General features: G+C 33.7%; 4 protein-coding genes. All 4 read left to right on the forward strand.

Going from position 1 to position 18234, the window contains the following annotated elements; all coding sequences use genetic code 11:
* The first annotated feature begins 5 nt into the window (after positions 1 to 5).
* The 4 genes from BVC87_RS06475 (at position 6) to BVC87_RS06490 (ending at position 18234) form a co-directional block, all read left to right on the forward strand.
* Positions 6 to 4202 carry a M4 family metallopeptidase gene (locus BVC87_RS06475; protein WP_075341541.1) on the forward strand — a complete coding sequence of 1399 codons (4197 nt, stop codon included), beginning with the start codon at positions 6 to 8 and terminating at the stop codon, positions 4200 to 4202.
* A gap of 129 nt (positions 4203 to 4331) precedes the next feature.
* Positions 4332 to 5417, forward strand: coding sequence for a helix-turn-helix transcriptional regulator (locus BVC87_RS06480; RefSeq protein ID WP_075341542.1), 1086 nt, complete (start codon positions 4332 to 4334; stop codon positions 5415 to 5417).
* 1795 nt (positions 5418 to 7212) lie between these two features.
* A complete protein-coding gene (locus tag BVC87_RS06485; protein WP_075341543.1) occupies positions 7213 to 15180 on the forward strand; it encodes a matrixin family metalloprotease in 7968 nt (2655 codons plus the stop codon).
* Positions 15181 to 15198: 18 nt separating this feature from the next.
* The gene (locus BVC87_RS06490) at positions 15199 to 18234 is read left to right on the forward strand and encodes a leucine-rich repeat domain-containing protein (protein WP_143569733.1); all 3036 of its coding nucleotides are present in this window, start codon (positions 15199 to 15201) and stop codon (positions 18232 to 18234) included.

The raw sequence follows: 18234 nt of genomic DNA on the forward strand, positions 1-18234 counted from the left end.
TATTTATGAAAAATAAATTACTATTACTTATGGTGTCATTGATCGTTTTTACAAATGGTTTTGGACAACAAAAACAGCAAAAATTAGAAAAAGTTTCATTAACTAAAATAGCTAAGGCAAAAAAGAAATTAAACGCTCAAAGTATATTGAATTCAGAACTGAAATCAACAGCCGGATCTGAATTTAGAAGACAGAGTGCAAGAACTGACAAGCGTAAAAATAATCACGAAACATTTCAACAATACTATCAAGGTTTGAAAGTTGAATATGGACAAGTTAAAGTGCATAAGAAAAATGGCCAATTAGATTCGTATAACGGAAATTATTATGACGTTTCCAAAGTAAATACCAGACCAAGATTGTCTGAACAAGCTATAATTTCTATAGCAGAACAACACATGGGGAAAGGTGTGTTTTGGCCAGGAGATGGCTTGTCTAAATTGACGAAACCTAAACTAGAGTTACTTATTTTACCGAATAGAAGAACTGGTGAAATTAATTTAGCTTATGCAGTAACTGTAGGGGCTACGAAACCTGAAATGAAGTTAGGGATTTTATATGTCGATGCGAATACGGGTAAAATCTTAAAATATAAAAATCAATTATTTGCTTGTTTTGAAGAAGAGAATCATACTTCACACAGTCATACCAAAGAAACAAGAAACTTTGGAGCTTCTTTAATGGCTTCTGCATCAGGATTTGCAGCCTACACAGGAAGTGTGAATTTTGAAACCAAATCTGATGGAAGTAATTATATCCTAAATGATGAAACTAGAGCGGCTCAAAGTACATGGAATTTATCAACACAAGGTTTAGGGACTAAAAAAGGAATTATTACGGTAGATATGAGAGAGGGAACAGACTATGTGAACGGCCCAATATATGAATTTACCGATGCAGATAACAATTGGTCTGCCGTAGAAATGGCTACTGACGATAATATTTATGCTATTGATGTACATTGGGGTACCGCACAGATATACGATTATTGGAAAAATGAACACAATTGGAATAGTTATAATGGTTCTAATAGTTCATTATTATCTATGGTACATTATGATGCGAATTGGACCAATGCAGCTTGGGCAGCATTGAATGATACGACTGGTTTTATGTTATACGGTGATGGTGCAGGAAGGTTTACACCATTAACTACATTAGATGTCATAGCTCATGAAATTGCGCATGGGATTAATAACGCAACTTCTAATTTAGATTACGAATTCGAGTCAGGAGCCTTAAATGAAGGATTATCAGATATCTGGGCCATGGTGTTTGAAAATTATGCCAATGACAATTTAGGAACTACCACAGATCCATCTAGAATAAATGATCAAAATGCGGGTGGAGCATTGCGTTCGTTCTCCAATCCAAATGCATATGGGCAGCCAGATACCTACGGAGGTACCTATTGGTACGATACTACCAATTGTACGCCTAGTCAAAACGGAAATGATTATTGTGGTGTGCATACTAATAGTGGAGTGTTAAACCATTGGTTTTGGTTATTATATAACGGAGGTTCTGGAACTAATGATATAGGAAATTCATATTCAGTTACAGGAATTAATGTATATGAAGCTGCAGATATTGTTTGGCAAATGCAACAGAATTATTTAACATCAACTTCAGATTATGCAGATGCAAGAGTGGCAGCTATTCAAGCAGCTACAGATTTATATGGAGCATGTTCACAACAGGTGGCTTCGGTAGCTAATGCCTTTTATGCAGTAGGTGTTGGTGAAGCACATGTACCTGTAATTCCTGAAATAACTACACCACCAGCCAATGTTACAGTTGAAGTAAATGGAACAACACAATTTACAGTTGTAGGTACAAATTATACTTCTGTTCAATGGTTAGTAAGTAAAGATGGAACAGCTTGGAATACAAGATTCGATAACTTGACTGTTTCAGGAAAAAATAGCGAAACTTTAGAATTAATCAATGTTCCTTTAAGCATTAATGGTTATAAATTCAGAGTGTATTTAGCAGATGACTGCGGTAACGATATACTTTCAAGTGTAGCAACACTAACTGTAAGAGAATATACCACAATACCTGATTCTAATTTTGAAGCCGCTCTGGAAGCTTTGGGGTATGACGATGTTTCAGGAGATGGAAGAGTACCTAAAGATGATATCAAAGACATTACATCTTTAGATGTTTCAAGTAAATCAATTACTGATTTAACAGGTATAGAAGATTTTGCTGCTTTAGAATCTTTAATCTTTAATAATAATACTGTAAAAAATGTTGATTTTAGTAATAACGGAGAATTAACAGTAGTTGCTGGGAGAAATAATGGTTTAGAAAGTATTGATATCACTGGTTGCCCTAAAATGGATTTATTGCTTTTAGAAAATAACAAACTAACAAGCTTAGATATTACAGGTTGCCCCAATTTAACTAGAGTTTGGGCACAGAATAATGATATTGAAGATTTCGATCCTTCAAAAAGTCCACTGTTGAGAGCTATAGGGATTAGTAATAGTAACTTAATTAGTTTAGACGTTACTCAAAACCCAGCTTTACAACAGTTATATGCGGGAGGTAATGCAATAACAGAATTAGATTTAAGTCAAAATCCAGTATTACGAATTATAGGGGTTAATAGTAATAATCTATCTTCTCTTAATATTAAGAATGGAAACAATGGTAATGTAACCAATTTTACTAGTACAGGTAATCCAAATTTAACATGCATCACTGTAGATGATGCTACAACATTTGAATCAAATTGGAGAAGTAAAAAGGATGATCAATCTTATTTTGTTAGTCATGATTGTCGTTATACCGCAATTCCTGATACTGCTTTTGAAGCAATTTTAGAAGATCAAGGTTATGATGATATTTCAGGAGATGGACAAGTACCTACAGCAAATATTGAAACAATTCAGTATCTAGATTTAGATTATTCAGGATACAAAATAAAAGATCTAACAGGAATCGAAGATTTTACAGCAGTACAATCCCTTTTTGGAGATGGAAATGAAATTTCAACTGCAGATTTCAGTAATAATTTAAATTTACGTGAAATTTATCTTGAAGACAGTCCTTTAACATCATTAAATGTTTCGTTAAATACAAAATTATCTGGCATATTTTTAAAAGGAGCTGTTTTAGAAACTATAGATATCAGTAAGAATACAGAGTTAACACATTTATCAATAGATGATTCTAGTTTAAGTTCACTTGATTTGAATGCTAATACTAAACTTAAGAGTTTATCGCTTACTAACACAAACTTGTTGACTATTGATTTAAGTACAAATACGAATTTACAAATAGTGTATGTCTATGACGGAAAGTTTACAAGTTTAGACTTTAGTAAGAACAGTAAGTTGGAAGCGGTTTGGGTAAATAACAACTCTTTAACTAATTTAAATATTCACAACGGAGCCAATGGAACTATTACAAGTTTCAGGGCGTATGGAAATACTGATTTAACTTGTATTCAAGTAACTGATAAAGATTTTTTTGATACTAAGTTTTTAGGAGATATAGATGCAACAGCTAAATTTAGTGAAGATTGCGAATCATGCTCAATGAATTTAAGAGCTTTTTTAGAAGGACCTTTTAATAATTCAACTTTTAATATGAATGATGATTTACGTGCCAATGGACTGCTACCAACAACTTCTCCATATGCAGATGGAGCTACTTGCGATGCATCAATTTTCGATATAAGTAGTGGAGCCACTGTAGTGGATTGGGTTGAAATCCAATTTAGAAATGCTGATGATATTAATGAAATAGTAGCAAGAAAATCATTTTTATTACAAAGTAATAGTGCTTTTCTGAATCCAGAAGGAAGTACTGTGAGCCCATTTATCTCAGCTTGGCAAGGTAGTTATTATGTAGCTTTAGTACATAGAAACCATTTAACAGTAGTCACAAATTCGCCAATAATATTTGATGGTGATAATGCCAACATAGATTTTACAAGTGAAGGAAATGTATTGAATGGTTCAAACGCACTAGTTGAGGTTTCAAACTCACTTTTTGCTTTGCTAGCAGGAAACGTTGAAGGTAGTGGTCAAATTCAAAATTCAGGAGTAAATAGCACTATTTTACAATTAGGAAATTCAGGATATTCCATATTCGATGTAGATATGAATGGTCAAATTCAAAATACAGATGTCAATATGATACGTAAAAATTTAGGAAAAGGAGAACAAATACAGCTACTTGATGAATAATCGGGGATATAAATTATGATGTTAAGTAGTATTATAAACTCAGCAATTATAGGGCATTGCTGAGTTTTTCTATTAGTGCTTTCTACTTTTTCGTATTTTTACCTTTTATAATCGGTATTAGAATTTCTATTGTTTCAAAAAATTACATCATATTTCATTTCACTAGTAGATAAGGGAGTAGAACATGTTACTACTGAATTTGATAGACGTGTTATTCGATTATTAAACCTTATTAGTCTGATTAGTATTGTTGTTGTATCTCCTGTAATTTTTATTAAAGAGTTTGTAGAGGAAAATTACATTTCTTTATTTATACTTCCTATAGCTATATTAACTTTTATTAGAGTAATCTACTTAAATTCTAGAGGAAAAAGTCAGGTGGCCTGTTTAAAACTTTTGTTTAGCATAACAACATTAGCTTATATTCCTGCTTATATTGATGATAATAAAGTTGAAATCCCTTTTGTAGTATTAGCTATTGGACTTTTCAGCATATTCTTATTGAAGAATAAAATATGGAGAGTTTTAAGCTTTTCTTACGCTTTCATTACGTTTTCAATTTTATATCATAGTCAATTTTCGCAAAGAGAATTTGGCATGTTGAGTTTTGTAATTATTTTGATGGTATTGCTTGTTTTTGCTTTAGGACTACAATTTGTAAATGCAATGCGAAACAAGAATGAAATCACTATTTTAAATCAGAATATTCAGTTAAAAGAACAAAATGAAGTTATCCAGACAAAATCAAAAGAACTATTAGCATTAGAAAAAGAAAAACACGAACAAGAACTGTTATTAAAGCAGAAAGATATAGAAATGGTTTTAACTAATAACCAAGTACAAACACATCTTAATGAAAACATTATAAATAAACTTAAACTAGCTAAAAAAGAAGGAGAATTAGAGAAAAATATCAATCAAGTTATTTTTGAGTTGTATCAACAGAACGAGATTAATGCAAAAATGAAACTTATTGAACAAAATATGAATTTGGTCAATAGTAGTTTTTTCGAAAATCTTACTCAAGCACATCCCAATATGACCAGATTAGATAAAGAGTTTTGTTCATACATTAAAATAGGACTTTCTTCAAAAGAAATTGCAGCCATAAGAAATACAACAGTAAACACTATAAACGTGGCTAAAACACGACTTCGAAAAAAATTAAATCTTAATAGTGATATAAGCATATTATCATATTTAAACTCTATGTAAGTTTCAATAGATATATTATTATTTAACCCGTTTCGTGTTTGGAGTAAATTCTGTCACTTCGATATCCTCGATAACAATTTTGTGAAACTACTGTAATGACATGTTACTAAAAAAGGACCTATTGATAAGAATTTTTAAAAATTAAGGTAGCAGGGTTGATTATAAGATGAAAAGCTGTTTGAGCCTTAGCGAAATCGTAAGATTCGTGAATTCATTAATTTGAAAATATAAGATAATGAACAATTCTTTTCATCTGTGGCTGGAGATGCCGTAGTATTTTTAAATTCTTATTATTCCAGTTTTGATTTTTGTGAATCCTGTCTTGAGCGCAGTCGAAAGGTTGCATCAAGGCAAAGGAGAGGAAATAAAGGTCATTTACATATAAATATAAATGTTTGTTTTTTCAGTATTTAAAAGAAGATGTTAATGATAGTGATTTTTCGAAATAAAATGGGGAAAAATTGTATTGAATCAAGTTCAGCAGAGTTATCGAGAATAAGATTTTTAGTTCTGAATTAGTTCTCGATACATCCCGATACCCATCGGGATACTCGAACTGACATTTTAGCTCACAGCACATTTATTTATACATTTTAACTTTAATTTGTTTTAAATAACGTGAGTTCGATTTAAAAATACATTTTTAAAAATGTAAATTAATGAATTGCGTCATTACGAGACTCTCGACAAAAATTTTGAGAAACGTCTGTAATGACATTTCACCAAGAAAACGACCTATTGATAAGAATTTTTAAAAATCAAGGTAGCAGGGTTGGCTGTAAGATGAAAAGCTGTTTGAGCTTTAGCGAGTTCTTTTCATCTGTGGCTGGAGGTACAGTAGTATTTTAAAATTCTTATCATTCCAGTCTTGATTTTTGCTCCTTTGTATCAAGACAAAGGAGAGGAAATAAAGGTTATTTGCATATTAATGTAAACCGCTATTATTTAGCGTTTTAAAAAAAATATGTCAATGATAGTAAAGAAGTAATCTGTTAATGTAATAACGAAAATCTTGTTTTAAAGACAAATATTGCTTCACTTCCCTTTCGATAAACTCAGGTTCCGTTCGCAAATACTTCCTTAATAATAAGGAGTTATAGGTAAAATTACATCTAACCTACGTTAAATAGTATATCTTCTTTTCTCCAGCTATACCAATAGTTTTAACAAGTTGCTAATATTTTGTAAATACCTGTTTTTTCGCTCCCTAAATTGATTTATAAATATTTGCATTCGGTATAAGAAGCAATATATAAAATCCTAAAAATCCCCTTCTTTTCGCTGCTGCCTTATGCTTAATCCTAAATGTAAAAGTATATAAATCATTATTGAATATAGATTAATTAAAGCTTTAGATGTAATTGAGCAGGCTTGAATATAAATGCTCAGACGTAAAATTCTAAGATGAATACTATTTAAATCGTAATGCTGAAAATGAGAACAACTTTAAAAGAGGTATTAAAATGTGATATGAATTTTAAGAGGGGATAAAGATTATAAGTAAAGTTTTAAGTATTTGATTTTTAGTTTTTTAAAAAATGTCCATGCGTTTGTCTAGCCTCATTTTTTGAAATTCATTTCCCAATGAAATTACATTTGCAATCACAAGTTTAGGAATGTGTAAATAATAAAATATATAAGAATAGTTTCAAAATACAGTACAGTATACTATCGAATTTTGTGGATAAAAGAATGACGAATTTATTTCTGAATCAGAACGAATTTCAGAACGTCATTTCAAGTATATAGAAACCATAAAATTCACATTAGCATCTGTACTAAATAAACCCTAATTATGACAAGAAAATTACTTAAACTTTTTCTGTTTTCAATTTTATGTTCAGCAACATCTTTTGGTCAATCTTGTGGAGTGTTGATGAAACCTTTGTCTATTCAGGAAAGAGTAGATAATGCTACTAAAGTTATTGAAGGAGAAATCATATCCAGCAAATCGTATTGGGATTTACAACGCCATGACATTTATACCGTACACGAGGTAAAGGTCTATAAAAAAATCAAAGGAGATGCTTCCAAAATTACTCGAATTGTTACAACAGGTGGACAGGTAGATGATGAGATTGAAGTTAGTTCCAGTGCAGCTAAGCTCGATGTTGGAACAACAGGGGTTTTCTTCTTAAAATCGTTCAACAAAACCATCACGGGATTTAGTTCGTTATATAGTTTGGTAGGAGCGGCACAAGGAGCTGTTTGTTATGATAAGTTGAATACAGATGAAGCTGCTGATGTATTCAACAAATACCAATCAATTCAAAAGGAATTACTTCCTGCAATAGAAAAAGGAGCGGCAACAAAATTTCAAACCATACAGCTTCGTCCAATATCTATGAATAGAATTGCAGTAAACAGCACTACTCCTTCTATTAGTAGTTTTTCACCAGAAACCGTAAGTGCGGGTACAAAAACGAAATTAACTATTACCGGAAGTAACTTTGGAACTACTAAGGGAACGGTTAGTTTCCCTAATTCAAATACAGGTGGAGCTAGTTATGTTGCCGCCAACAGTAATTCGGAAATCATTAGTTGGTCGGATACTCAAATAGAAGTTGAAGTACCCACTTTAGCAGGAACAGGTAGGGTTCGAGTGACTCCTGTTGGTAATCAACCAGTGAACAGTAGTAGCGATCTTACAATTACCTTTAATCATGCCGGAATAGTCACAGATAGTGCTGCGCTCCCTTCAATTCTGCAAGATGATGATGGCAATGGAGGGTATACATTTCAATATCATACCGATTTTAACACAAGTCCTGCAAAAGCTTATTTAGAACAAGCTTTTGAAATCTGGAATTGTGAATCAGATATTAATTTTAAGTTCGGAGATACAACTACAGTAGATGTTACAGCAGATGATGGTATTAATATTATACGTTTTGATAACGGTAATGAATTAGGACTAGGGGTACTGGGTAATGTTAAAACACGCTTTTTAGGTTCATGTGCTAATACCAATAGGTTAATTGTAAGGGAATTAGATATTACTTTTGACGATAGTGTTAATTGGTATTATGGTGATGGTAATCCAGGGTCTAATCAACATGATTTTAAAAGTGTCGCCTTACACGAATTAGGTCATGCACATCAATTAGGGCACATTATCAACCCAGGTGCCGTAATGCATTACACCATATCTCGTGGTCAAAACACATATGGTTTAAGTCAAGGAGATATTGATGGAGCTGCTCATACTATGGGTCTTTTCCGTCAAACTGTGGGGTGTGGTGTTGCTCCTATGACAGAAAAATATATTTGCTGTGATGATATAGTGATATTAACAGAAACTTTTCCAAGAAATGGTAATGCTGCGGAGAATGGGAATACGTCTTTTGAAATTACAGCTCAAGATTATGAAACCATACAATGGCAAGTGAGTACCGATAATGGTAGTACTTGGATAGATCTTACTAATAATACAAATTATTCAGGTATTACTGGACTATCCCTTAACATAAATAATATACCAGCAAGTTTTGATGGAAATAAGTACCGTGCAGTTTTAAATAACCTATGCGATACTCCTATTACGTCTTCAGAGGTAACCTTAAATGTAATACAATATACAGATATCTTAGACGATAATTTTGAAGCACAACTGGGAGCCTTGGGTTACGATGATATTCCAGGAGATAATAAAGTACCTACCAATAATATCAATACCATTACAAGCCTTAACGTAGATAGCTCAGGCATTGGTAATATGGCAGGAATTGAAGCCTTTACGGCTTTAGAAGAGTTATATGCATTTGGAAACCCATTCACAGCAATAAATCTTCAAAATAATTTAGCGTTAAAAATTCTGGATTTAGCAGAGACAAGTTTAGAAAGCATAGATATTTCTGCTAATACAGCCTTGGTTCAGTTGATTCTAGAAGATATAACTACCTTAAATCCAGCTACTGTAGATATATCTAATAACAACTTATTAGAAGAAGTAGATTTAGCCCGTATGAATATTAGTAACGTCATTATTGGTAATAATGACAACTTAAAAAGATTGTATTTAAACGGTAATCTATTAACTTCTTTAGACGTTTCTGACTTAAATGCACTCGAAACATTACGACTTCATAGTAATAACCTCAGTAGTTTAAATGTAAAGAACGGTAATAATAATAATGTCTTAACCGTTTTTAGTGCACAAAACAATCCTAACCTCAACTGTATTTTGGTAGATAACGAGGTATACAGTACCAATATATGGACACAAATTGATGCACAAACGGTTTTTAGTGATACGTCTTGTGGTTATACAGCAATTCCCGATACTGCTTTTGAAGCCGCTTTAGGCACTTTGGGCTATGATGATATGCCTAATGATGGCCAAGTACCTACCTGGTTGATTGATGGTGTGACGACTTTAGATGTAGAGAGTAGCGGTATATCAGACCTTAAAGGTATTGAAGGTTTTGCAGCCTTAGTCAATCTCAACTGTTCTGGAAATACCATTGAAGAACTCAATATGCAAGGCAACCTTTTGTTAGAAGAGTTGAATTGTAATAACAATGTAATAACAGACTTAAATGTACAGAGTAATCAAGCCCTACGAATTTTATCTTGTGAGAACAACAGCTTCTCCAGCCTCAACGTACTAAACAACGAGAATCTGGAAGTATTGGATATTGAGAGCAATAATGGCAGTATACAATCTGTTGATGTATCGGGTAATCCTCTGCTACGAAGTCTTGTTGTAAAGTTTATCCCTGGATTCAATCAGTTAGATGTTTCTAACAATCCAGATTTGGAAATATTACTTTGCAACAACACTAGTATCCCATCGTTAGACCTCTCAAACAACAACAAACTAACCAATGTTCAGGCACATAACAATAATAGTTTAACGAGTATTGATGTAACAGGAGCTGTAGACTTGGAGCAACTCTTAGTTCGAAACACACAAGTTAGTAGTTTAAACGTCTCAGATTGTGCAGCACTTACAGAAATTGATGCGAGGGATATACGAATCACAGCTTTGAATTTAGGTGCTAATGGCTTACTTGAAACCGTAAATGTATCTCATAATGACGATTTAACCTCGCTTCATGTGCGTAATGGAAACAATGAAGCCATTACCAGTTTTAATGCCACTAATGTTCCTAATTTAAGTTGTATTGGTGTGGATGATGTAGCCTATAGTACTGCCAATTGGACGAACATTGATACTGGGATAACTTTTGATGATTTTTGCGAATACACAGCCATCCCTGATATCAATTTTGAAGCGCAATTAGGAGGTTTAGGTCTTGATGATATCCCAAATGACGGTCAAGTGCCTACGGTGCTTATTGCTAATAGAGAAACTTTATTTCTTATTAATAAAAATATCAATGACCTTACAGGGATTGAAGATTTTACAGCATTAGAAACGCTTAGAGCAGAGCGTAATAATCTACAGGTCTTAGATGTAAGCCATAATCATTCATTAAAAACGCTTAATGTTTCCAGGAATGATTTAGAAACCTTAGTATTGGGAGACATTGCATTAGAGATCTTACTTGCATTTGAGAACCAACTCACCGAATTAGATTTTACACAAAACACGGCACTTCGCACTGTCAGCGTGAGGGATAACCAGTTAACCAATTTCAATATCAAAAATGGAAACAATACGAACATTACAGCCTTTTTTGCTACAGGAAATGCTAATTTAACTTGTATTACTGTAGATGATGCAGCGTACAGTACCACTAACTGGACCAATATAGACGCGCAAACCAGTTTTAGAGAGGGGCCTTGTTATACCCAAATTCCAGATGCTGCATTTGAAGCTCGATTAAACAGTTTAGACTACGATGACATTGCAGGAGATGGGCAAGTACCTACCGCTCTGATAGAAGTAGTAACAAATCTGGATTTAGAAGGTGCAAGCATTAGTAATTTATCTGGTCTTGAAGATTTTACGGCATTAACGAGTTTGAATGTTTCTAATAGTGATTTTGCGTTGACAACACTTGACGTATCTCATAATACGAACTTAGTAACACTTATTGCAGATGAAAGCAATTTCGATACGCTGATTTTAGGAACGAATACCAACTATGAAACCATTTTAATTAATGGTAATCAGCTTGAAGAATTTGAATTTCTAAACCTTACCAACCTAAAAACTTTTAATATAGGAGGAAATCCAATAACCGAGTTAGATGTTAGTACGTTTTCTGCATTAGAAACTTTTATTTGTAATCATACTGACCTTTTCAGCTTAAATATTAAGAATAACAATAATGAAGCAATTATAGATTTTCAAGCAACAAATAATTCCAATCTTACTTGTATACGTGTGGATGATGTGGCGTATAGTACAGTTTATTGGGACGATATAGATGCACAAACGGAGTTTACAGAAGGAAATTATTGTCGTTATACTCAAATTCCAGATACTGCTTTCGAAAGCACTTTAGAAAACTTGGGGTATGATGATATTTCGGGTGATGGGCAAGTACCTACAGTTTTGATTGAAACTGTAACTACCCTCAACTTAGATAATAGAAATATTTCAAATCTATCAGGAATTAATGATTTTACAGCCCTACAGGTATTCAGAGCAAGGTCTAATCCATTTACCGATATAGATATTTCAGACAATGAAAACCTTACCGATATTGATTTATTCGAAGTAAATATAGACTCACTTAATGTAGATAACTTAATGCATCTTAAGAGCTTAGCGTTAAGTAATAATTCAATGAGGACTATTAATTTATCTGAAAATACCCTCTTAGAAACCCTATTAATCCAAAGTTGTACACAATTTGAAGCTATCAATCTTTCACAAAACACAGAATTAAAAAGTTTGAGTATTTGGGGTAATGCTCTTGAAAGAATTGATTTACAGGGTAATACTAAATTAACATCGGTAGTGGTTGCTCAAAACCAAATCACATCAATTGATTTTAGTACAAATACGCTACTCGAAGAAGTGTATGTTCAGGAAAACCCCATACAGTTATTAAATGTTGGTATGTTACCCAACCTGATAGCTTTGAATGCCAAGGATTGTAATCTCATTAGCCTAAATATAAAAAATAATAATAATGAGAATATCGCCTCTTTTGATACTACAGGAAACCCAAACCTAACTTGTATTGCCGTAGATGATGCTGCGTACAGTACAGCTACTTGGGCCAATGTGGATGCACAAACCACTTTTACAGATAATTATTGCCGCTATACTGCCATACCAGATAGTAACTTTGAGTTAGAGTTAGAAACGTTGGGCTACGACGACATTTCGGGTGACGGACAGGTGCCTACGGCATTGATTGAAAACGTCACTATCTTAAATCTTGTGGTATATCCTATTAGCAATTTAGCAGGAATAGAAGGCTTTGCAGCGCTGGAAAATCTACGACTCACTGAACAGACTATTGACACTGTAAATTTAACTGCAAACACACAGCTAAAAAGTATTTTTATTAGTGATTCTTCCATTGGTACCATAGATATTAGTAACAATCCGCTTATTGAAGAAATCAATGCGACCAATAACGGTATTAACGCTATTGTCTTGCCAGCAGACTTATCAAATCTAACAGAAGTAAGCTTGACCTTTAATAATTTAGAAAGTTTAGACTTATCAGCAGCCACAGCATTAGACGACCTTTTTGTAAACGATAACAACCTCAACTACTTAAATATTAAAAATGGTAATAATCAAAATATGGGTGGTTACAATACACAGAATAACCCAAACCTAACCTGTGTTTTAGTAGATGATGCCGTCTACGCTACGACCAATTTCACTGCAGTAGATGCGCATACTAGTTTTAGAGAGATCAGTTGTTGTGATCCTATACCAACGACTATTAGTTGCCCAGCTGATATTACAGCAGAATGCCCACAAGCGGTTACGTTTGCAACTCCAACCTTTACTATCGAATGTGAAGTAGCAGAAGGCGCACCCGCTGCTATCGATGGTTTTACTATTTTGGGAACCTTTGGCAATAGCACCTACTTCATCTCAGATGCTACCGATACTGCAGAAAATCACTTTGATTTTGCCAATACCAACAATTATAAGATTGTAACCATTAGCTCGGCAGAAGAGAATAGTTATATACGAAACAAAGCAGACAGTCTTGGGATTGGAAATCTTCTTATTGGATACAATGATCTAACCATTGAAGACACCTTTGAATGGCAAAGCGGCGAACCCTTTACCTATGATAATTGGAGATCAAATGAACCTAGTGATAGTGGTGATGGAGAAGATTATACCTGGCTGATAGGAGGTGGTCGCTGGAATGATACAAGCGCTACTTCCACTTCACATGTACTGCTTGAGTTTGTAGATTACGGTAATGGCCCAGTTCAGGTTAGTGGACTACCTTCAGGGTCATTTTTCCCAATCGGTGTAACCACAAATACTTTTATCATTGCAGATATTTATGGTACCGTAGCTAGCTGCTCTTTTGATATAACCATTACGGATACACAGGCGCCATCGATTGTGTGTTCAGATATTATCGTAGCTAATGATCCTGGAACGTGTGGAGCCAACATTACAATCCCGCCACCTTCAGTTACTGATACCTGCGGAAATAATATTATTGTCACTACCGGAATAGTTCCTTATAAATTCCGAGAAGGGGGACATATCGACACACCTTCAATCATCAAAGATGTAACAAATACACAAGAGCCTAGTATTTCTTTAGAAATCACATTTCAAGGTGATCATAGGTTTGGATATCAGAGATTTAAATTATCAGGACCCGATGGCTCATTAGTGTTAGGAAGTACTGGAAATTGTGAGTTAACCACAAGAACTATAGATATCGATCAAGCAAGATGGAACGGATGGATAAATACCTTTGGTACTGATCTTACCTTTACACTAGAAGGAGATGAAGACATTAGAGAAACTGCTTGCGGTTTACCTGCAAATAACTATTATGAAATTAAAGTGTTGAGTTCAGGAGATTTAGAACTAACTAATGACTATGATGGGCGCTTAGATATCTCTGGATTTTACCCAATAGGAACTACCGTAGTTACCTGGACAGTGACAGATCAGGGAGGAAATATTGCTACTTGTACACAAAATATTACGGTGAATGACACCGATAATTCCTGTACTACAGAAATTGCATTAGCGGCAAAAGTCCTTTTACAAGGCGCAGCTATAAACCCAAACACAGGAGAAGAAAGTTTAATGCGTGATGATTTACGTGCAGCTAGTTTATTACCAACCACAAGTCCGTATGCTGATGGATTAACCTGTGATGCTGCAGTCTTTGATGTTGCAGGAAGTAATGCAATAGTCGATTGGATTTTGGTAGAACTCAGAGATGCTACAGATAGTTCGATAGTGAGTTATTCACGTTCGGCACTAATACAACGCGATGGTGATGTGGTGGATGTAGATGGTACGTCTGTACTTAATTTTTCAACAGTAGAAAACACCTATTACATTACAGTAAAACACCGTAATCATCTAGGTATACGTTCAGCAAATACCATCACTTTTTCTACAGTTGAAAATAATAGTATCGATTTCACCAATGACACCTCATTAATTGAAGGAGGCTCTAATGCAGTAATAGATTTAGGAAGCAGCAGGTATGCTATGTTTGCGGGAGATGAAGATGCCAATAGCCAGATCCAAAATACCGATATCAATACAGTAATTACTGTATTAGGAGCATCTGGTTACAGTGATGCAGATATGGATATGAATGGCCAAATCCAAAATACGGATATCAATAATATAATGAATCCAAATGTTGGAAAAGGAGAACAATTTTAATCCCCAAAACAAAACACGATGAAAAAGTTTTATATACTAATATTACAATGCATTTTAGGGATGGCTATTAGCCATGCCCAATATACTTCTATTCCTGACCAAGCTTTTGAAACCGCTTTAGAAAACTTGGGTTATGATGATATTTCTGGTGACGGTCAAGTGCCTACGGCATTGATTGAGCATATAACAGAATTAAATATTGAAAATACAGGGATAGCAAACCTTACAGGTGTTCAAGATTTTGCCGCATTAACCAATTTAAACTGCTCTAGAAACAGTATTCAAAGACTAGAATTACAAGGCAATCCATTATTAGAAGTTTTAAATTTTAACAGAAATGTAATAGACAGCCTTAATATTAATAACAATGCTGCATTAAGAGTTTTAAGTGGTGAAAGAAATAAATTAAAACACCTTATTGTATCTAATAATCCAGCTTTAGAAGTTATAGATGTAGAACTAAACCAATTAACAGATATTAACTTGAGCAATAATGAAATGCTGAAAAGTTTAGTCGTTAAAAAGAATTTTGGGTTTAATGCATTAGATCTTTCAAATAACCCTGCTTTAGAAATTTTATTATGTAACGCCACTGCAATTCCAGCCATAGATCTCTCTAATAAATTAGAGTTAACTAATGTACAAGCATTTGAATGTAATAATTTAGAAACGTTAAATCTAGCCAATAACTCGAAACTTATAGAGCTAAGAATACATGATACAGCTGTCACTACTGTAGATATATCCGATTGTGTAGTATTAAAGGATTTAAATGTGCAAAATGCTAATATTCGTTCCTTAAATGCTAGTGCTAACCCCTTATTAGAGACAGTAAATATTGCAGATAATGAGATGTTATCATTTAACATACAAAATAACAATAATAATATCATTACAAGTTTTAATGCAACAGGTAATCCAAACCTTCAGTGTATTGTTGTAGACGATGTCGATTACAGCACAACTAGCTGGACGGCTATAGATGCAGCTTCTAGCTTTACATTGAACTATTGTCGTTACACAGCAATTCCAGACCCTGCATTTGAAACCGCTTTAGAAAACTTAGGCTACGATGATATTTCTGGGGATGGGCAAGTGCCAACCGCTATCGTTGAAAATATAATTAATTTAAATGTCCAAGATCAATTCCCTCGTATAGAATACTTAACAGGAATTGAAGATTTTAGAGAACTTAAAGTATTGGATGTTATTGCTAATAATATCTCTAATTTAAACCTGTCAGCCAATAGCAATTTAGTATCATTATACTGTAATTCAAATGGTATGGAGACATTGAATATTATAGGTTTAACGCAATTAGAAGAATTAATTTGTGATAATAATTCTGCTTTAACGGGGCTAGACTTTACTACCAATGGTAATCTAAAAAAAATAGATTGTAGTGATACAAGAGTAACAAGCTTAGATTTAAGTCAACTTCCTTTATTGACAGACTTAGATTGTCACATGAACCCATTTTTAACCTCATTAAATGTTAAAAATGGAAATAATGAAAATGTTACTAATTTCAAGACATCTGGTACAAACAATTTAAATTGTATTGTAGTAGACGATGTCGCCTACAGTACTGCCAATTGGACTAATATTGATGCAGGAACCAGTTTTAGTGATACCTATTGCCGTTATACAGAAATACCAGACGCTAATTTTGAAGCCCGTTTAGAGGCTTTAGGGTTTGATGATATTTCTAATGATGGGCAAGTACCAACAGCTTTAATAGAAAATATCACCTCTTTAGATGTTCAAAGTCAATCCATTTCAAGTTTATCAGGAATCGAAGATTTTACAGCGTTGGAGTCGTTAAGATGTACTAATAATTTACTAACTGAGTTAAATGTATCGGCATTAGAAGAACTCGTGTTTTTATGGTGTAATCAAAACGACTTAGATAGTTTGAATCTTTCAGACAACACAAAAATTCGTTTTATAAATGCTAGCCAGAATGTCATTGAATCGTTTAATGGGAATGGTTTAGACCAAGTGCATACCTTAGAACTATGGTCTAATCAACTTACTGAGGTTAACCTAGTAGGTATGGATGCGTTAAGAGTACTTAGTTTAGCTAATAATATTCTTGATGATTTAGAGGTGTCTGATAATACTTTATTAGAAGAATTTGGTATTAAAAATAATAATATTTCCTTTTTAGACTTGTCTAATAATTCAGCACTAAAAACTGTTGATGTAAGAGATAATGACTTAAACGATTTAAATATTAAAAACGAAAACAATGCCAATATCACAAGCTTTGATGCAAGAGGCAATTCCAAGCTTAACTGTATTTTAGTATATGATGTAGCCTACAGTACTGCCAGCTGGACTAGTATAGACCCACAAACCAGTTTTAATGAAGTAAGCTGTACAACCGATTTTTCATTAGCATTAAAAGTCTTTTTACAAGGTGCATCTTTAAACCCAAATGTTGGTGAAGAAACCTTAATGCGTGATGATCTTCGTGTAGAAGGTTTAATCCCGACCACAAGTCCATATACAGATGGGCTAACTTGTGATGCTTCAGTATTTAGTGTTACTGGAGACAATGCCATTATCGATTGGGTTTGGATAGAATTGAGAGATGCTACAGATAACACAGTGGTAAGCTACTCGAAATCAGCTTTATTACAACGCGATGGAGATGTGGTGGATGTTGATGGTGTATCTGTACTTAATTTCTCAGTAGCAGAAGATACTTATTATATTACAATAAAACACCGTAATCATCTAGCTATACGTTCTGCTAATGTAATCACTTTTTCTACAGTTGAAAATAATAGTATCGATTTCACCAATAATACTTCTTTAATTAAAGGAGGCTCTAATGCAGTAGTAGATTTAGGAAACAGCAAGTATGCGCTATTCGCAGGAGATGAAGATGCCAATGGTCAAATACAAAATACAGATATCAACTCAGTAATTACAATAATAGGGGGATCTGGTTACAGTGATGCAGATATGGATATGAATGGTCAAGTACAAAATACCGACATCAACAACCTTATGAATCCTAACGTGGGAAAAGGAGAACAACTTTAA

This window comes from Tenacibaculum agarivorans, assembly GCF_001936575.1.
Lineage (GTDB): Bacteria > Bacteroidota > Bacteroidia > Flavobacteriales > Flavobacteriaceae > Polaribacter > Polaribacter agarivorans.